The sequence below is a fragment of the uncultured Roseobacter sp. genome (assembly GCF_947493125.1).
In the GTDB taxonomy this organism is placed as follows: Bacteria; Pseudomonadota; Alphaproteobacteria; order Rhodobacterales; family Rhodobacteraceae; genus Roseobacter.
Genome location: NZ_CANLQB010000014.1, coordinates 20,945 through 37,709 on the forward strand (window position 1 = coordinate 20,945; position 16,765 = coordinate 37,709).

Below are 16,765 nucleotides of genomic sequence, written 5' to 3' on the forward strand. Positions count from 1 at the left end.
TCCCCCGGCGTCGCAATGCGCCATAATGCAGTTGTCTATCACTGCTAGGAAAGGAGCCACCCGATGCGGGTTACAACAGTCTGCCTTGATCCACTGACCGGCAGGCGATTGCATCGCAATCGCTGAGAGGTTGGCCAAGAACATCTTTCAAGTGCACGGGGTTGCCGAGGATGGGACGGTTGCGTTCAATCGATCATTGAGGCGCGCTCAGCTTTTGGCGTTCTTCAAAGAGCTTGAGCCCTGTCTCGTCGGTATGGAAGCCTGCGGATCAAGCCACCACTGGGCGCGGCAATTCCAGAAGCTGGGCCATGAAGTCAGGCTGATGCCAGCAATGTATGTGAAGGCCTACGTCAAACGTGGAAAGTCTGACGCCATCGACGCAGAGGCGATCTATGAGGCTGTAACGCGTCCTACGACGCGATTTGTCGCGATCAAAACCGAGGAACAGCATGGTGTCCTATTCCTCCACCGTGCCCGAGACATGGTCGTGCGGCAGCGGACCCAGCTCAGCAACATGTTACGCGGCCTGTTGGGCGAGTTTGGTATTGTGATTGCCCAAGGGATTGGGAGATCCGTGAAGTTTGCAAAGGTGGTGCTGGACGGCGACCTCCCGAGCATTCCCAATGTCGCCATCGATGTGTTGACGAACCTGTGCAACCAGATGGTCGCTCTGCACTTGCGCATCCTCTGGTACGATAAACGCATCCTGCTTTAAGGTCGGAGAGACCGCCAGGTTATGCTGTTGCGAACCATTCCCGGGGTCGGTCCGGTCAAGGCCTCGGCCATCGTCGCCACAGCGGGCGACGGGCATCAATTCCGCAATGGACGAGAATTTGCTGCCTGGCTGGGACTGACGCCTATCAACCGATCCAGCGGTGGCAAGGAACGCCTTGGGCGCATATCCAAAATGGGAGACAGATACGTCAGACGCCTGTTGGTGGCGGGCGTGACGGTGTGCCTGAGACACATGAAGGAGAATCCGGACCGCGTTGACCCATGGGCAATCACCCTGTTGGAGCGAAAGCCTCCAAGGTTAGCAACCGTGGCCATGGCCAATAAAACCGCTCGGATCGTCTGGGCCGTTCTGACACGAAACGAACGCTGCCGACCCTATGCGGCATAAACCGACAAAAGGAACATAAGAGACGCAAGACCATTGAGATGATGGAGCAATGTCAGCCCGCCAACCAAGACACCCCGTCGAATGTCAGGGACACGTCGTTGTCCGTATTGCGGTCTGGGACTTGGTTAGCGGAAACCATCAGGGCCAGCAGCCGTGAGCGCTGCGCCAACAGGCCGGACACACGACTGCATCTGACAGACGCCCATATCAGCTCAAAAAATATCTTGCCATGCAGGAGCCATCCACACAAGACATTCGCAGTGGCGACACAGACCAACTACTATGCAGGTGTTTCATTGCAAGTAGCTCAATGGCTTGGGTTAGGTTGAGCAACGATGGCGCGGCAGGCCAAATCTGGCGACGTCACAGGCGCAAAAAGTCGGCGCGACTGTTGCAAAGCTGTTTGTCATGCAAACACTCAATACGTCACTGAACCCGTCGGTAGAACTGCGATTGCTGCTATCTGGCCCGACCCAAAGGCCGAAAATTCACCAGAGTTTTTGACATTCCCAAGGATCGATTCGATCAGAGTGAGCCGGCTGATTTTTTCTGAGCATCGGAAACAGAAATCACGCGATGGTTGCTTGCAAGAGCCAACGTGGGTCCGGACCAAGAGATAATTATCCCGGTCTGTATAGTGACCTCAGCCAACCTTTCGACCCTGGCTCCAAACACCACGAAGGAGTGGCGTCGAGCCCACTTGGCGTACCAGCAGGACATCGCCTCGCATCCCGGCAATCAGCGCTCCACGATCAGTGAGGCGTGCAGCCAAGGCCGGATTTCGCGTGACTGTTGCGACAGCACGCGGCAGATCATGCCAGACATGAGCCAGACGGAATGCAGACAAGAGAAGAGCGGAGGGAACGTAGTCTGACGAAACAATATCCAGAAGGTCCTGTATTGCCAGGTCCTCGGCGGCGACATTGCCCGAGTGCGACCCGCCGCGGATCAGGTTTGGCGCACCCATCATCACGGCGATACCGTGGCTGTGGCAGGCCTCGGCGGCCTCAATGGTGGTGGGGAACTCAGCAAAACCAACACCGTTCCCGGATGATGTTGCGACATGGTCTGCTGTCGTATCATCGTGGCTTGCCAAAACCGCACCGAGACGACCCGCCTCGGCTACTGCGCCAGCTTCGTGTCTGGCTCCAAAACGCTCTTGAAGGCTCAGCAGGTTCTGCACATGGTCTGCAAACTCGGCATCGTTCATCCCGCGTTTTTTGGCCACATAGGTCTTCAGCGCAGACAGGTCGCGGAATTGCCTCTGCCCAGGGGTGTGATCCATCAGGCTGACGATCCCGACGCGATCCTCCGGGCCAAAGGCGGCCAGCTCGCCCAGCAAGGTTTCTGAACAAATCTCGGCGCGTAGATGGAGAAAGTGGCTGATCTTGAACATGCCTTTGGCGCGCGCTGCGAGCAGTTCGTCTGCGAGTTTGCGGGCGTAATCTATGTATCGGCCCTTACCGGAATGGATCGAACCGACGCGCATGGCATCGAACACGGTCGTGATCCCGGTCGAGGCCAGTTCTGCGTCATGCGCAAGAAGGGCAGGAAGATGCGGCCAATCCACTTCGGGGCGGGGCTCGATGTGACGTTCTACATTGTCTGTATGAAGCTCGACGAGGCCTGGCAGCACCAGATCGCCACCACAATCCAGCGCGCCATCTGGGACACCATCACCCTCTGTGATGCCTGTGATAACGCCCTTTTCTATGGTTACGGCGCCGAGGGCGACGTGGTCAGGCAAAACAAGTCGAGCATTTCCAAGGCATAGATCTGCTGACATGACGCCGTCACATCCATTTGCCAGAGCTGACGCAGGAAAAGGGGAATTCATGTCATACGCTCGCTTTGCAATTTACTATGTGCCGCCCGAAGGCCCATTTCCCGATCTCGGTGCGACCTGGCCGGGCTGGGATGTTCCGGCCGGTCGAGAGGTGCCGCAATTCGACATTTCCGGTTTGCGTGACATCAAGATGACACCTCGCAAATATGGTTTTCCACGGTACCCTGACGTCGCCCTCCGGTCGCAGGATGCTCAGGGGCATGAGGGTCGTGAAAGGGCTGCGTCCGCACAGTCGGAAGCGCCCGCGCCTGCCGATTGTGATGGGTTGAAACTGACGCAGCTTGGCCGGTTTCTGGCACGCACGCCATTCGTTGTCGATCAGATCGCGCTGTGTGTTGAAACGGAGGGCGGGCATTTCGAGCTGATCCATCGCTACACTCTCGCTGGCTGAAGCAGAGCGACGGCGCGGGCGACAGTATTTTCCAGCGGTCCATCATTGCACAGATGGATGACGTTAAGTCCGTCTGGCAAAGGCTCGTTGGCTTTCGCTAGACGACGCGCGATCTCGGCCTCAGATTCCCGTCCGCGGGCGGCCAGACGCATGGCCAAAGTCTCCGGCTTGGCTTTTATGTTCAGAACTGAAAAGTTGGGAAAGGCATCCGCGCCCGCTTGAAGCGCTTTGCGTGAGAAGTTGGCAAGGCAATCCGTGCCTTTGTTCAGCTGGTACCTGACCGTTTGGGGGATGCCATAGAAGAGCCCATGCGCGTCCCAATGGATGGCAAAGGCGCCGTTCGCTGCCATATCCTGAAACTGTGGAACTGAAACGGCATCATAGTCCTCACCACCAAGGTCAGGCGCACGTGTGATGACGCGCCGGACCAGATGCATATTGGGCATCACTTCGGCTATGCCGCGCATCACGCTGTCTTTGCCGACGCCAGAGGGGCCGACAACTGCGATCAGGCGACCGGGGGTCATGCGGCCATTCCGGGTGTGAAGGCGCTGACGTCGATTTCGTGGTCACACACACGGTCGCGCGCGCCCTCGTCGTGGAAAATCCCGATGATGGCTGCACCGCGCGCCTTAGACTCTTCGATCAGGCTCAACACGACTTCGCGGTTGGTCGCATCCAGGCTTGCAGTGGGTTCATCCAAGAGCATCGCCGGATATTCATGAGCAAACCCGCGCGCTATGTTGACACGTTGCTGCTCGCCACCGGAGAACGTGGTGGGGGACAAGGACCAGAGCCGTTCCGGTATGTTGAGTAGGGTCAGTAGGCTCTGCGCTCTTGCCTGCGCCTCTTGAGCGGAAACGTCCAAGGCCCGAAGCGGATCAGCGACAACATCCAGCGTTGGCACGCGGGGGACGACGCGCAGGAACTGGCTGACATATCCCAGCACCTCGCGGCGTAACGCAATGACCTCACGCGGCTCGGACTGTACGATGTCTACATCGCCAATGCGGATGGAGCCAGATTGTGTCAGGTAGTTGCCGTAGATCATACGCATCAGCGTCGACTTGCCTGCGCCCGAAGCACCGGTGAGCGCCACGCACTCGCCGGGGGCGACCGAGAAGGATACGCCGCTGATGACTTCGATCACGGTGCTGCCCTGATTGTGCAGCGTGAAGGTTTTCGAGACGTCGTTTAGTTCAATCATCGCTCACACCTGCAAAACGGAAGAGACAAGAAGCTGGCTGTAGGCGTGCTGGGGATCGTCCAGCACCTGATCGGTGAGGCCCGCCTCGACCACGCGGCCGGACTTCATCACCATCAAACGGTCGGCCAGTAACCGCACCACAGCCAGATCATGCGTGACGATGATGGCCGAAAGCCCCATGTCGCGGACGAGGCCGCGTAACAGATCGAGCAATCGCGCCTGCACCGAGACATCAAGACCGCCAGTGGGCTCATCCATGAAGACCAGACGCGGACCAGTGACGAGATTGCGCGCGATCTGAAGACGCTGCTGCATCCCGCCTGAAAAGGTTGTCGGGCGGTCGTCCACGCGGGCCGCGTCGATCTCGACCCGTTCCAGCCAATCGGTGGCCTTGTCCCGGATATTGCCGTAGTGTCGTGCACCCACGGCCATCAGTCGTTCGCCCACATTGCCGCCCGCGCTGACGCCCATGCGCAGCCCGTCTCGGGCGTGTTGGTGAACAAAAGCCCAGTCGGTGCGGCTCAGCATCCTACGCTCGGGTTCCGACATGGTGACCGTGTGTTTCGGCCCTTCCGCGCGGGTATCGAACACCACCTGTCCTGCATCGGGCGCAAGGTGCCCGGCCATGCAATTCAGCAGGGTCGATTTGCCGGATCCGCTTTCGCCGACGATGCCCATGACTTCACCGGGATAAAGGTCAAAGGACACATCGGCGCAGCCGATATGCGCGCCGTAGTGTTTTGTCACGCCCTGCACGGACAACAAAGGCCTCATGCCGCATCCTTTCCCTTATGGCCCGCAGCTTGCCGCGCAGCGCAATAGTCGGTGTCAGAGCAGACGAACATCCGCCCGCCCTGATCGTCGATGATGACCTCGTCGAGATAGCTCTCGGTCGCGTTGCACAGCCCGCATGGATGATCGGCCTTGCTGGCCTCGAACGGGTGGTCCTCGAAATCGAGGCTGACCACTTGGGTGTAGGGCGGCAGCGCATAAATCCGCTGTTCGCGTCCCGCGCCGAACAGCTGGATCGCCGCCATGTCGCCCAGTTTCGGGTTGTCGAATTTGGGGATCGGCGACGGGTCCATGACATAGCGAGCTTCGACCTTGACCGGATAGGCATAAGAGGTCGCGATATGGCCGTGGCGGCTGATGTCTTCGTAGAGCTTCACATGCACCAGCCCGTATTCCTCCAGACTATGCATCTTGCGCGTCTCGCTTTCGCGGGGTTCCAGAAACCGAAGAGGCTCTGGGATCGGGACCTGATATACCAGGATCTGTTCCTCAGTCAGCGGCTCTTCGGGAATGCGGTGACGGGTCTGGATGACGCTCGCTTCAGATGTTTTAGTCGTGGTCTCGACACCGGCGGTGCGCTCGAAGAAAGAGCGGATCGAGACGGCGTTTGTCGTATCATCCGCCCCTTGGTCGATGACCTTGAACGTGTCATCAGGTGTCAGAACAGCAGCCGAAACCTGCACGCCGCCGGTGCCCCATCCGTAAGGCATCGGCATCTCGCGCGAGGCAAAGGGCACCTGATAGCCGGGTATGGCGAGGCCCTTGAGGATCGCACGCCGGATCATTCGCTTGGTCTGTTCGTCCAGATAGGCAAAGTTGTAGGCTTGGTCGGTCATAGAACCTCCTTGGCCTCAAGTTTGGCCCTGAGCGCCTCCGGGCCGGTGAAGTGGATGGCGTCCATGCCAGCGGCCTCCGCGCCGATGCAGTTATGCGGGCCATCGTCGATAAAGATGCACTGGTCCGCCGAGATGTCCGCCCGCTTACAGAGCAGTTGGTAGATCGCTAGGCTTGGCTTGATCATGTGCACCTGACCAGACACGACCGTTGTTTCAAACACCTCGCCGAGTTCAGGATGGACCTTGACCCCTTCCGGCCATGTTTCCGCGGACCAGTTGGTTATCGCATGTATTGCAACGCCACGGTCTTTCATGTCGAAGAGACAATCCCATGTGCCTCTGATCTTGTCGGGCACTGTCAGATGATAAAGGCTCACATAGCGACGCAAGCGCGCGGCATCCTCTGGGTCTGCGATCGCCTCACTCGCCTTTGCGAAGCTCACACCCGCATCGCAGGCCAGGTTGATTTTGTCGAAGCCGATACGGTCGATGAAGGCTCGCGCGCCATCTAATCCAAGTTCATCAGCCCAGGCCAGTTCAGGTTGCCAATCGACCAGAACCGCTCCGATATCGAAGACAACGTGCTTCATTCCGCGGCCTCCGGGACCTGATCCGCCCCGGCCTCGCGGCGCAGTTTGCGCACGAGTTCCAACTCGGACTGGAAATCGACGTAGTGGGGCAGCTTGATGTGTTCGAGGAAGCCCGTCGCCTGAATGTTGTCCGCATGATAAAGGACGAATTCGGTGTCCTGCGCGGGCGCGCCCACGTTGTCTTCGCCAAGCTCTTCCCAGCGGAGCGCACGATCGACCAAGGCCATGGAAATCGCCTTGCGTTCGCTTTGACCAAACACCAATCCATAGCCGCGCGTGAATTGCGGCGGCTCGGTCTTAGATCCCTTGAATTGGTTGACGGTCTCGCATTCAGTCAGCGTCATCTCGCCAATCTCGATCGCGAAGCCAAGCTCGGGAATATCCATTTCCACCGCGACCGCGCCGATCCGAAGCTCGCCCACAAAGGCATGATTGCGCGCATAGCCGCGCTGAGTGGAATAGGCGAGACCAAGGGTAAAGCCTTCATCCGCGCGGGTCAGCGCCTGAAGGCGCAGCGCGCGGTCGGCGGGCATCTCAAGCGGTTCGCGTGTCAGGTCGGGAGGCGGCGTATCATCCTGCGGGGCCTCTTCGATCAGGCCCTCACGGTTCAGGAAGTCGGTCACATGCGGAACGTCGCCGGGAACGGTTTCGCGCGTGGGGGCCTCAGGAACCTCGCCGTCAGCGGCGAGTTTGAAATCGAGCAATCGGTGGGTGTAGTCAAAGGTCGGCCCCAGAACCTGTCCGCCGGGCAGATCCTTGAACGTCGCCGAGATACGGCGGTCACAGGCCATCGCGCCGGTCTCCACAGGTTTAGATGCCCCGAACCGAGGCAGCGTGGTGCGATAGGCACGGATCAGAAAGATCGCCTCGATCAGATCGCCACGGGATTGTTTGATCGCAAGAGCCGCGAGGTCGGGATCATAGAGCGAGCCTTCGGCCATCACACGATCCACGGCGAGCTTCATTTGCTCCCGAATTTGCGCGATGCTGAGTTCGGCAATGTCCGTGTCCCCCCGGCGCTCTTCGGCAAGCCAGGCATGGGCGCTTTCAATGGCGCGCTCGCCCCCTTTGACAGCCACGTACATTCAGGACACCTCCGTGCTGCGTGGCAACGCCGCGACGCGGTCGTCGCAGGTCAATATGAAGTCCAGCCCCAGCGGGAAAAGCGCGCGATTGTTCTGGAAGGCCCCGATCTCAGGCAAGGACAGCGCGGCTTGTGACTTGATACCGGGTCCGCGCAGCACCGCGCCCGAGGCGGTCAGCGCCGGACAGTCGACAATCAGCGTGGCAGAGCGGTCGGGGTACTCAGGCGTCCCAATCGGGTAGGCACTCAGGGGCATCAAATCCTCCCATGGGCCCACAGCAAAGGCGCAGTGAGACGGACCTGCCAGAGGCGCTCCGGTGTGAAACGCCAGCCAGGAGCGCACGGCGTCACAATCAGCATCGCCCGCAAGGTAGACCGGTGTATCGGCGTCGCACAGTGTCAGCAGCACGCAGCCGGCCGCTTTGGACAGGGGTGCAGGCGGTGCAGCGCCGCTGATGTCTTGCACTGTTCCGGGACGTGCCATCGCTTCCATCACGCTGCGAAAGGCGTGGGTGGATTGCAGCGCCGGATCGGCAAAGCCGCCGGACAGGGTTTCAGCCTGCATCAATCCTCTCCCCGCATCATTGTGAAGAACTCGACCTTGGTGGCCGCAGCCTTGGAGGCGCGCTTTGATGTTTGGCTCGCGCGTTCGGCTTCCAGAGGTTCCAGAACCCCGCTGCGAACCTGTTCTGCTGATTGTCCTTGCATCAAGGCATCTACCAGCGCGGCAGCTTCAGCATCTGCCTTGCGCCGACCCTGTATATACGCGTGACCCACTTCGCCACTTTCGAGCGTCAACGCGCAGCGTGTCACGGTCATTTCACCCAGGTTGAATGGGGCTCCGGTTCCGCCTGCACGGCCACGCACCATGGCGCTGCCAATCTCCGGTGCGCGAAGCCAATCAAAGCCCGGGCGTGCCATCGTTGCATCAAGCAAAGTGGCAACCCGGCCTTCGAGCGCTTTTGCGAGCAGGCTCATCCAAGCTTTGCGAGCGTTATTTTCGTCGAAAGTGTCTTTCATCTCGACAACTTTTCCTAATACTATACAACTATACTTATGTTATCAGATTCATCCCGCGACGACAGAGGAGTTTTGTGAAATTTGCGTAACACCTCCGGCAAAACCCCGATCTGGCAGGCCATTGCAGATGCGCTGAGAAGCGATCTGGCAGAAGGCCGCTATGTTCCCGGTGACAAGCTGCCCACCGAAGCGGCCTTGGCCGACCGGTTTGGCGTCAACCGCCATACGGTGCGCCATGGCCTGTCTGCCTTGGTTAAAGACGGGCTGGTGCGCACGCGGCGCGGCGCGGGGGCTTTTGTGGCCGCGACGCCCACGGATTATCCCATCGGCCCGCGTGTCCGCTTTCATGAAAACCTGATCGCTGCAGGTCGGCGGCCAGACAAGCGTGCCTTGCAGGTGGAAGAGCGGTCGGCAACGACAGGTGAGGCAAAGGCGCTTTATATCGCGCCGGGGGATCCGATTTGTACCTATCATGGCCTGTCCCTGTCAGACGGACAGCCGATCGCCGTTTTTGAAAGCCTGTTCCCGGAGGGTCGCCTTGCAGGAATCCGCGAGGCCTTGAGTAAAACGACCAGCGTAACCGAAGCACTGCGATGCGTGGGGATATCAGACTACACCCGTGCCTCGACACGCCTGACTGCGGTGCGGGCCTCGGCCACGCAAGCCCTTCACCTCCAACTGTCCGAAGGAGACCCGCTTCTGAAGTCCACTGGCGTGAATGTGGACGGCACCGGACAGCCGGTCGAATACGGGAGGACATGGTTTGCGGGCGACCGGGTAACGCTGACACTTGAAGGTTAGGTCTCGTACTTCTCGAGAAACTGTTCGGCCCTGAGTGAACGAAAATCATCCAGTGCCTGCCGAATGTCGTCATGCGACCAGTCCCACCACGCCAGAACGATCAAGCGGTCCGCAATCTTGCGCGGTTGCCGCGAACGCAATGGTTTCGCCGGCATGCCAGCTACAATGGTATAAGGATCGACGTCCTTCGTCACCACTGCGCCTGCTGCAACCACGGCGCCATGGCCCAAGGTGACCTCGGGCTTGATCATCGCGCCCGCACCGATCCAGGTGTCATGGCCGATTTGGGCCGTACGCGATCTGCGATGGTTGAAGAAGGCCGTGTCTCGCCCGGCATCATCCCAGTAGTCGTCCGAACGATACAGAAAATGATGGCAGGTCGCTGTGTGGAGGGGATGGTCGGTCGCCCCAATCCGCGAAAACGCCGCTATATTGGCGAACTTGCCGATCCGGGCGTTTGCGATATCGGCATAGCGGTCGCAATAACTGTAGTCGCCGAACTGCGCGTTTGCCACGCGGCTGCCTTTGCCGATCTCCACGAACGCCCCAAAGGTGCTGTCGGTGATCTCGCACTCCGGATGCAGGAACGGAGCCTTTTCTGAAAGCCGTGCCATCAGTCTTTGCGTCCGATCAGCTTGCCGCGCAGCCAGCCTGAAATCCAGTCCATGAACATGACCATGGCAACGATCAGAACGATGTAGTAAGCCACTTCTTCCCAATCCTTCTGGGTCTGGATCGCCTGCGTCAGCATCAGCCCGATCCCGCCACCTGTGATGGCTCCGATGATGGTGGCCGACCGGGTGTTGGATTCAAGAAAGTAGAGGATCTGGGCCAGCAGAACGGGGACCACCTGAGGGATCACGCCGAACCGATAGCGTTGCAAGGGCTTCGCGCCGGTGGAGGCAACCCCTTCGATCTGCTTCTGATCGACATTTTCCAGCGCTTCCGAGAAGATCTTGCCAAATGTGCCGGTGTCGGTGATCAGGATCGCCAAAGCGCCGGTCAGCGGGCCTGGCCCAAAGGCACGTGCCAGCACAACCGTCCAGATAAGGGCATCGACGCCGCGAACAAAGTCGAACAAGCGGCGTGTCGTAGCGCGCAACAGTGTGATAGGCGTGAACTTCCTCGCCGCCAGAAACGCCAGTGGCAAGGCGATGATCGCCGCCCCCATTGTACCAAGGAACGCCATCAAGATGGTCTCCCCAATGGCCCAGGCGACATCTTTGTGCCGCCACATGGCATTGTTCCACCAGTCCGAGATAGCGCCTTCGATATTGCCACGGGCGGGATCCAACTGTTCACCGAACAGGATCGTGCCCAGTCCCTGCCCGTGATAGGGGCTGTCGAGGGTGAACCAGAACAGTTCCCATCCTGGGAAGTAGTTGAACACTTCGGTCCGCGCACCGGTCAGGGTAATGCGACCTTCTGGAGTGGTTATGCCGATACGGCGGTTCGAGGCTGAAATCCAATCAGGCAGATCGTCGGGAAGACTGCTGGCCAGGCTGCGGCCCTGGGCCTGCACCTCGATCAAGGGATAGCCGGGTATGTCAATTTCGGTCCGGTTGTCGGGCAGATAGCGGACGATGTGGCCCGCGCCAAGGTCGATGGTGATCACCTCGTCGCCTGTTACCCAATCCGGGCGCTGGCCGTCTGGGTAGGTGCCCTTGCGCTCGCCCTCCACGGTATAGCTGACCTCGCCTGAGCGATTGTCGCGTGTTACGTGCACCTTGTGCGACCAGCTGTCAGAGGCGAGCGTGACCGCATTGTCCCAATTCGCACGACCCGCGAGGCCGGAGATGTCGAAAGCAAAAAAGATATAGACAAGATAGGCAAAGATGACGGCCGGGATGCCGAAGCCGATCAGGCGCTTGCGGCGAAAGAGGGCGTCTGCGTCCAGCTTGGTTGTATCAAGATCAACAGCAGTCATTGTGCGTGCCCCCCTGTCAGACGATTGCGGTAGCGACTGGACACCTGATCGAAGACCACAATCGTTCCGAACAGCAGGATGAAGATCGCGGCCGCCTCGTCAAAGCGTCCGGGTCCCCAGGCCATGGCATTTCGAAGCTCATAGCCAAGCCCGCCAGCACCGACAAAGCCAAGGATCGCCGAGGCGCGGATGTTGATCTCGAACCGCAAAAGGGCATAGCTGATGTAGTTCGGCGCCACCTGCGGCAGCACCCCCAACAGCATCTTTTGCGACCACGTTGCCCCAGTGGAGGCCAAGCCCTCGACAGGTTTCAGATCGGCATTTTCGGCGACTTCAGAGAACATCTTGCCCAATGCGCCTGCGGTATGGATGGCGATGGCGATCATCGCGGGGACCGGTCCGCCGCCGAGAACGAAGATCAGTACCAGAGCAATAACGATCTCCGGCACGGCGCGCATGATATCCGAGATACGGCGGAAGACCGTTATGAACCGGGGCCATTTGGCCAGACCGCGCGTGCCGAGAAGGGACAGGAACAGCCCCCCAACTGCGCCGATCAGGGTCGAGACGGCGGCAATGTTGATGGTTTCCACTAGGGCGGGGAAATACTTGGCAATCAGTCCTGGCAAATCAGCGCGTTTCTCCCAGGCTTCTGACAATACATCGGCCGGGTAGTCGCCAATCTGGTGCAATCCTTCCCAGAAGCCACCGGCGTTTCGGTCATCGGCAACAGTGAAACCCGACGCCATCAGTACGACAAAAATCAGGAGCGTCAGCCCACTGTAGAGCCTGCGCCTTTGCACCTGAGCCATGTAGCTGGACTGAATGCTGTCCACGCTTTGCGGCGCACCGCCAAGTGATATCTCTGCCATGCTGCTCCCCAAAGAAAAACCGGCAGCCCCCGAAAGGGCTGCCGGAGACGTCATGAAATGCCTTAGCCGCCGATCTTGGCTTTGCGGGCTTCGACGATGGAAATGTAGGTGTCATGGGCCACGGGCTGGAAACCGAGCGTATCACCCGCGGCCACGCCATAGGCGCAGTCGGGGTCACGCTCGTGCAGGCCATCAACCAGCGCGGTCATGGTTTCCCGCACGTCGGCGGGAAGTGCCTTGCGCAGTACCACGGGACCTTCAGGAATGACATTCGATTTCCAGATCTGGACCATATCGTTCATGTCGACCAGACCTGCGTCGACAGCCTTGCGCAGCGCGCCCGAGTTGTAGCCGTCTTCCCAGTTGCCTTGGCCATCAGCCCAGGTCACGCCACCGTCGATGTCGCCATTCGCAACGGCAACGATGGTTTGCTCATGGCCACCGGTGAACTTCACTTCGCCAAAGTACACGCCGGACTCCATCGTGATACCGTCTTTGTATTGTGGGATCTCGATCGACGGGATCAGATAGCCCGAGGTCGAGTTCGGGTCGCCAAAGCCGAACACCTTGCCTTCCATGTCATCCAGCGAGGTGACGCCGCTGTCCTTGCGGGCAAAACCGATCGAGTGATAGCCGATGGACCCGTCCACGTTCACCTTGATCAGCACGGGCTCAACCGCTTCGGGGTCCTGCAGGTAAGTCGCGGCATAAGCGGACGCGCCCAGCCATGCCATGTCGATGGTTCCGCCAAGCAGACCCTGGATCACACCGTTATAGTCGGCGGGGGCAAAGAGTTTCGTTTCAACGCCAAGCGCCTCTGTGGTGTAGTCGGCCAGACACTGGTAGGAGTTCATGCGATCCTGCGCATTCTCTCCGCCCAGAATGCCGATGCGGAATTCAGTGATGTCCTGGGCAATCGCGCCCGTGCTGAGAAGGGTTGTGGCGGCAAGCGCCAGTGCAAGGGTCTTTTTCATCGTTGTCTCCGTTAGATGTGATGAAGATGGCCCGCGAAAGGCGCGGGTGGCAGCTGGCTCAGACGTAGGCTTCCGCTTCGCGGACCTCCGGCCTGTCCAGTGTTTCGATTTCGGTAGAAGTCGCGGCCTCAGAGAAGTCGGCGCCCGCGCCGTAGATGTCGCGCGCCACGCCTGTTGTGAGCTGAGCAGGAGTGCCGTCGAAGACGATCCGCCCGTCCCGCATTCCGATCACGCGATCGCAATACCGCCGCGCAGTGTCGAGCGTGTGCAGGTTGGCGATCACCATACGCCCGTCTTCCTCGTGGATGGTACGCAGCGCCTGCATCACCACCTGCGCGTTCATCGGATCAAGCGAGGCGATAGGCTCATCCGCGAGGATGATCTTGGGGTCCTGCATCAGCGCCCGTGCAATCGCCACGCGTTGCTGCTGTCCGCCAGAGAGCGCCTCTGCCCGCTTGGGGGCTTGTTCAGCGATACCAAGGCGGTTGAGGATTTCGATCGCTTTGTGGATGTCTGATTGCGGGTAAAGGTTGAACATTGTCGCGACGGTGGACTGCTTGTTCAGAGTTCCGTGAAGGACGTTCGAGACGACGTCCATGCGGGGGACGAGGTTGAACTGCTGGAAGATCATCGCACAGCGAGACTGCCAGTCACGCTTTGCCGCTCCGCGTAGCGATGTGATCTCTTGGCCACCGAAGGTGATCGCACCTTCTGTGGCATCGCTCAGACGATTGACCATGCGTAAAAGTGTGGATTTCCCGGCACCTGATCGCCCGATAATTCCTATCATGGTTGGTTTGTCGACGGTGATGTTGGCGGCATTCACAGCCGTCTTGTCCCCGAAGCGCTTCGTCAGTGCGTCGATCTTTAGCATATCGCCCCCGTGTTTAGGGAGCGGCTAACGGCAGCAAGCGACAGGCGCGTGACACTTTTGATTCAGTTTCTTTGCGTTTATGCAAAGAAATTTTGACATCCGTCACTTCGTAGTAAAAATGTGGGTCGCATCGCGACTGCATCCGTCATGAGAATTCTATCCACAGGCCGTCATGAAATTGTTACAATTTTCTTCTGGCAGGTTTAGTTTGGTCTTATGTTGATCCGTTTCTTGCCCGCGCTCGCCCTTTGTATGACACTGCCGGCTTTTGTTTACGCCAAGATGTCGGATATCAGCTGCGATGACAGTGCACGCATGACCGCTACGTTGACGGAAGTCATGGGCGCCGAGCGTCAGGGCACGGGCCTGCGCGATCCGGAGACCATGCTGGAGATTTGGGTCACCCGCAGAAACGGCGAATGGGTGATTGTTCAGAACTACGCAAACGGAACGTCTTGCATTGTCGCTATGGGCGAACACTGGGAAGCCAGCTTGGCAGGCCCTGCCTAAGCAGCGACTTCTTCCAAATGATCGGCCGGAAGGCAGGGGCGTGGGGACAGTGCTCCGTTGGACGCATAGCTGCCCAGCTGTTTGCTTTAGGTCCAAGTTTGATGATTGATGACCCAACGGTTCAAGAGATGAAAAGCGAATTGCTGATTTTCGTTCCCGAGAAGTGACTGATCAAGCCGCTGCATCTGGCGAAATGATATAGGCGGTTGTGAGCTCTATGAACACGTTTAGTCAGGACCCCAAGGCTGCTTCTGAGACGCTGGCTTATGCGATTGAAGCAGGTATCTAAGGCTCTTCTCGTGTGACCTGCTGCCCGAAAACTGGACCGTTCTGAGCTGGAATTTTCCACTTATTGTACCGCAGGCGGGAGAAGTAGGATTCCATAAAGAGAAGCAAGTTCACAGAAGCGCAAATCGCGTTTGTACTGAATCAAGCTGAGGATGGGACATCGGTTGCAGAGGTCTGCAGGGAGGCCGGGACCGTCGAGGCGACGTTCTCCAATTGGCGAAAGAAGTACGGAGGCATGATGTCATCCGAGAGTTGCCATTGTTGCGCCATTGGTTCGACCACAAGGGCGACGCGTCTGAAGATGCTCGATGAGGAGAGCACCCGGCTGAAGCGTCTGGTTGCAGATCTTTCACTGGATATCGGGGAGTTGCTGTCTCTTTGGACTTTAGGAGCCACAAAGATGGTGAGCATCACCAGTTTCCACCTAGTGCCGCCGGACCAACAAAATGACCTGTTTGCACTTTCTATGACGCCAGTTCGCCATCACCTGCCGAATTGGCGTTCGACGAAAATCGCTCAAGACCACGGTCCACTTCGTTTGGTCGCGTGGGTGCTCGAAAGTCGATTGTTGACAGCTGATCGTTGGCCAGAACGAGGCGCGACGCCCCTTGACCGCACTGCCATGTCCCGCAGGGCGGCGATCCGGTTTTCAGTTGAGGGGTGCGTAGCGAAGAGATGGTCATGTTTGTGGATGTGCAACGGATTAACAATGAACATATGTGCCGTTGCCGGATTGCGTTCGGCAGCGTGATTGTCAATCCGGGCCGCTCCGACAGCGATCTTCTCCAGTGCTGACGCCAACCACAACGGTTCGCCACAGATTTCAGCGCCAGCTTTATCGGCGGCGTATTCTCTCGTTCGGCTGATCGCCATCTGCACGAGGGCCGCCGCAAGCGGGGCGAGGAACATCATGAGCAACGTGCCGATCAACCCCAACCGCTCTCGCGAACCACCGAAGAAGAGCGCGAAATTGGCCAGTATTGAGATTGCCCCCGCGAAGGTGGCAGTCACAGTCATGATTGCCGTGTCGTGGTTGCGAATGTGGGCCAACTCATGCGCGATCACCCCGGCCAATTCCTCGCGACTGAGGCTGCGCATGAGGCCTGAGGTGACCGCCACAGCGGCGTTGGCTGGGTTTCGGCCCGTGGCAAAAGCATTCGGCTGTGGTGTATCGATCAAGTAGACCTTGGGCTCTGGCAAGCCCGCGTTGCGGGAAAGCTCCGCGGTCAGGGCATGCAGGCCCAGTCGGTCACCAGGCGGAACCAGCTGTGCATTATGCATACGCAGGATCATTCGATCTGAATTCCACCACGCATAAGCGTTCACGGCCGCTGCTGCTGCGAGCGCGGCCATCGCACCTCCTAATCCGGCGAGCAGGTAGCCGACGCCCATAAACAAAGCCGTCATTGCCGCCATCAGTACTGTCGTTTTCAGATACCCCATCTTTTTCTTCCGGATGTTGCCTCACCATTGCCGATAAATATGGGTGGCTCTTGAAGGCGATCAATCACATGTCTTCAAGGCTGCTGCTTTTCGGTGCTCTGGCACCGCAAGTGTTCGGACAAAATCTACAGCCATTGCATACATTTCGGATGACAGAAGCATGTGCTTGCGCTGAAGACACGAATGA

18 protein-coding genes and 2 pseudogenes are annotated in these 16,765 nt (G+C 58.8%); 5 read left to right on the top strand and 15 right to left on the bottom strand.

All coding sequences use genetic code 11. The features are described from left to right. Positions 1-112: 112 nt before the first annotated feature. Positions 113-1,123 (top strand): annotated as a pseudogene (locus tag Q1A71_RS21925) (IS110 family transposase). Between the two features lie 643 nt (positions 1,124-1,766). Here the strand turns inward: Q1A71_RS21925 and Q1A71_RS21930 are convergent. Continuing rightward, positions 1,767-2,909 carry an alpha-D-ribose 1-methylphosphonate 5-triphosphate diphosphatase gene (locus Q1A71_RS21930; protein WP_299681911.1) on the bottom strand — a complete coding sequence of 381 codons (1,143 nt, stop codon included), beginning with the start codon at positions 2,907-2,909 and terminating at the stop codon, positions 1,767-1,769. A 49-nt stretch (positions 2,910-2,958) separates the two neighbouring features. Between Q1A71_RS21930 and Q1A71_RS21935 the strand changes: the two genes are divergently transcribed. Next, the gene (locus Q1A71_RS21935) at positions 2,959-3,360 is read left to right on the top strand and encodes a hypothetical protein (protein ID WP_299681913.1); all 402 of its coding nucleotides are present in this window, start codon (positions 2,959-2,961) and stop codon (positions 3,358-3,360) included. Here the strand turns inward: Q1A71_RS21935 and phnN are convergent. From phnN to phnG, 8 genes are read right to left on the bottom strand one after another with little or no spacing between them, the layout of a single operon-like run. Further along, positions 3,342-3,887: a phosphonate metabolism protein/1,5-bisphosphokinase (PRPP-forming) PhnN gene (gene phnN, locus Q1A71_RS21940; RefSeq protein WP_299681916.1), complete on the bottom strand. Its 546-nt coding sequence runs from the start codon at positions 3,885-3,887 to the stop codon at positions 3,342-3,344. The genes Q1A71_RS21935 and phnN overlap by 19 nt on opposite strands. Then, on the bottom strand, positions 3,884-4,567 hold the full coding sequence (phnL, locus tag Q1A71_RS21945) for a phosphonate C-P lyase system protein PhnL (RefSeq protein WP_299681919.1): 684 nt from the start codon (positions 4,565-4,567) through the stop codon (positions 3,884-3,886). The genes phnN and phnL overlap by 4 nt, the downstream gene beginning before the upstream one ends. A gap of 3 nt (positions 4,568-4,570) precedes the next feature. Beyond that, on the bottom strand, positions 4,571-5,341 hold the full coding sequence (gene phnK, locus Q1A71_RS21950) for a phosphonate C-P lyase system protein PhnK (protein ID WP_299681922.1): 771 nt from the start codon (positions 5,339-5,341) through the stop codon (positions 4,571-4,573). Beyond that, positions 5,338-6,195, bottom strand: coding sequence for an alpha-D-ribose 1-methylphosphonate 5-phosphate C-P-lyase PhnJ (locus Q1A71_RS21955; protein ID WP_299681924.1), 858 nt, complete (start codon positions 6,193-6,195; stop codon positions 5,338-5,340). Before Q1A71_RS21955 ends, phnK begins: the two co-directional genes overlap by 4 nt. After that, entirely contained in the window at positions 6,192-6,785 is a 594-nt protein-coding gene (locus tag Q1A71_RS21960; RefSeq protein WP_299681927.1) for an HAD family phosphatase, read from the bottom strand. Before Q1A71_RS21960 ends, Q1A71_RS21955 begins: the two co-directional genes overlap by 4 nt. Continuing rightward, entirely contained in the window at positions 6,782-7,870 is a 1,089-nt protein-coding gene (locus tag Q1A71_RS21965; protein ID WP_299681930.1) for a carbon-phosphorus lyase complex subunit PhnI, read from the bottom strand. Before Q1A71_RS21965 ends, Q1A71_RS21960 begins: the two co-directional genes overlap by 4 nt. Further along, positions 7,871-8,434, bottom strand: a complete 564-nt coding sequence (gene phnH / locus Q1A71_RS21970; protein ID WP_299681933.1) for a phosphonate C-P lyase system protein PhnH — start codon at positions 8,432-8,434, stop codon at positions 7,871-7,873. It lies immediately after the preceding gene. Beyond that, positions 8,434-8,889, bottom strand: a complete 456-nt coding sequence (gene phnG, locus Q1A71_RS21975) for a phosphonate C-P lyase system protein PhnG (protein WP_299681935.1) — start codon at positions 8,887-8,889, stop codon at positions 8,434-8,436. The genes phnH and phnG overlap by 1 nt, the downstream gene beginning before the upstream one ends. 81 nt (positions 8,890-8,970) lie before the next feature. On the opposite strand from phnG, the gene phnF reads away from it, so the two are divergent. After that, a complete protein-coding gene (gene phnF, locus Q1A71_RS21980; protein WP_299681937.1) occupies positions 8,971-9,690 on the top strand; it encodes a phosphonate metabolism transcriptional regulator PhnF in 720 nt (239 codons plus the stop codon). On the opposite strand, the gene Q1A71_RS21985 is transcribed toward phnF, so the two are convergent. The 5 genes from Q1A71_RS21985 to phnC form a co-directional block, all read right to left on the bottom strand. Next, positions 9,687-10,304, bottom strand: coding sequence for a DapH/DapD/GlmU-related protein (locus Q1A71_RS21985; protein ID WP_299681939.1), 618 nt, complete (start codon positions 10,302-10,304; stop codon positions 9,687-9,689). The genes phnF and Q1A71_RS21985 overlap by 4 nt on opposite strands. Further along, complete coding sequence (phnE, locus tag Q1A71_RS21990; protein ID WP_299681942.1) at positions 10,304-11,617, bottom strand: phosphonate ABC transporter, permease protein PhnE; 1,314 nt, start codon at positions 11,615-11,617, stop codon at positions 10,304-10,306. Before phnE (Q1A71_RS21990) ends, Q1A71_RS21985 begins: the two co-directional genes overlap by 1 nt. Next, positions 11,614-12,489 carry a phosphonate ABC transporter, permease protein PhnE gene (gene phnE, locus Q1A71_RS21995; RefSeq protein WP_299681945.1) on the bottom strand — a complete coding sequence of 292 codons (876 nt, stop codon included), beginning with the start codon at positions 12,487-12,489 and terminating at the stop codon, positions 11,614-11,616. Before phnE (Q1A71_RS21995) ends, phnE (Q1A71_RS21990) begins: the two co-directional genes overlap by 4 nt. Before the next feature lie 62 nt (positions 12,490-12,551). Next, positions 12,552-13,463, bottom strand: coding sequence for a phosphonate ABC transporter substrate-binding protein (phnD, locus tag Q1A71_RS22000; protein ID WP_299681948.1), 912 nt, complete (start codon positions 13,461-13,463; stop codon positions 12,552-12,554). A gap of 58 nt (positions 13,464-13,521) precedes the next feature. Next, positions 13,522-14,337: a phosphonate ABC transporter ATP-binding protein gene (gene phnC / locus Q1A71_RS22005; RefSeq protein ID WP_299681951.1), complete on the bottom strand. Its 816-nt coding sequence runs from the start codon at positions 14,335-14,337 to the stop codon at positions 13,522-13,524. A gap of 315 nt (positions 14,338-14,652) precedes the next feature. Here phnC and Q1A71_RS22010 point away from each other — a divergent pair, with 315 nt between their 5' ends. Together Q1A71_RS22010 and Q1A71_RS22015 are read left to right on the top strand one after the other, a co-directional pair. Further along, positions 14,653-14,847 (top strand): hypothetical protein, encoded by a 195-nt coding sequence (locus Q1A71_RS22010; protein ID WP_299681954.1) that lies wholly within the window; start codon positions 14,653-14,655, stop codon positions 14,845-14,847. Between the two features lie 382 nt (positions 14,848-15,229). Continuing rightward, positions 15,230-15,493, top strand: a pseudogene (locus Q1A71_RS22015) (transposase); the annotation flags it as partial. Positions 15,494-15,651: 158 nt separating this feature from the next. On the opposite strand, the gene htpX reads toward Q1A71_RS22015, so the two are convergent. Then, a complete protein-coding gene (gene htpX / locus Q1A71_RS22020) occupies positions 15,652-16,578 on the bottom strand; it encodes a zinc metalloprotease HtpX (RefSeq protein ID WP_299681958.1) in 927 nt (308 codons plus the stop codon). Positions 16,579-16,765 lie beyond the last annotated feature (187 nt).

What these genes read in the sequence shown, in the direction of transcription:
- phnG (WP_299681935.1), bottom strand. Translation starts at nt 8,889, where the DNA reads ATGAAAGACACTTTCGACGAAAATAACGCTCGCAAAGCTTGGATGAGC.
- Q1A71_RS21965 (WP_299681930.1), bottom strand. Translation starts at nt 7,870, where the DNA reads ATGTACGTGGCTGTCAAAGGGGGCGAGCGCGCCATTGAAAGCGCCCAT.
- phnE (WP_299681945.1), bottom strand. Translation starts at nt 12,489, where the DNA reads ATGGCAGAGATATCACTTGGCGGTGCGCCGCAAAGCGTGGACAGCATT.
- phnN (WP_299681916.1), bottom strand. Translation starts at nt 3,887, where the DNA reads ATGACCCCCGGTCGCCTGATCGCAGTTGTCGGCCCCTCTGGCGTCGGC.
- htpX (WP_299681958.1), bottom strand. Translation starts at nt 16,578, where the DNA reads ATGGGGTATCTGAAAACGACAGTACTGATGGCGGCAATGACGGCTTTG.
- phnH (WP_299681933.1), bottom strand. Translation starts at nt 8,434, where the DNA reads ATGCAGGCTGAAACCCTGTCCGGCGGCTTTGCCGATCCGGCGCTGCAA.
- phnC (WP_299681951.1), bottom strand. Translation starts at nt 14,337, where the DNA reads ATGCTAAAGATCGACGCACTGACGAAGCGCTTCGGGGACAAGACGGCT.
- phnE (WP_299681942.1), bottom strand. Translation starts at nt 11,617, where the DNA reads ATGACTGCTGTTGATCTTGATACAACCAAGCTGGACGCAGACGCCCTC.
- phnK (WP_299681922.1), bottom strand. Translation starts at nt 5,341, where the DNA reads ATGAGGCCTTTGTTGTCCGTGCAGGGCGTGACAAAACACTACGGCGCG.
- Q1A71_RS21960 (WP_299681927.1), bottom strand. Translation starts at nt 6,785, where the DNA reads ATGAAGCACGTTGTCTTCGATATCGGAGCGGTTCTGGTCGATTGGCAA.
- Q1A71_RS21930 (WP_299681911.1), bottom strand. Translation starts at nt 2,909, where the DNA reads ATGTCAGCAGATCTATGCCTTGGAAATGCTCGACTTGTTTTGCCTGAC.
- Q1A71_RS21935 (WP_299681913.1), top strand. Translation starts at nt 2,959, where the DNA reads ATGTCATACGCTCGCTTTGCAATTTACTATGTGCCGCCCGAAGGCCCA.
- Q1A71_RS22010 (WP_299681954.1), top strand. Translation starts at nt 14,653, where the DNA reads ATGACCGCTACGTTGACGGAAGTCATGGGCGCCGAGCGTCAGGGCACG.
- phnD (WP_299681948.1), bottom strand. Translation starts at nt 13,463, where the DNA reads ATGAAAAAGACCCTTGCACTGGCGCTTGCCGCCACAACCCTTCTCAGC.
- phnL (WP_299681919.1), bottom strand. Translation starts at nt 4,567, where the DNA reads ATGATTGAACTAAACGACGTCTCGAAAACCTTCACGCTGCACAATCAG.
- Q1A71_RS21985 (WP_299681939.1), bottom strand. Translation starts at nt 10,304, where the DNA reads ATGGCACGGCTTTCAGAAAAGGCTCCGTTCCTGCATCCGGAGTGCGAG.
- Q1A71_RS21955 (WP_299681924.1), bottom strand. Translation starts at nt 6,195, where the DNA reads ATGACCGACCAAGCCTACAACTTTGCCTATCTGGACGAACAGACCAAG.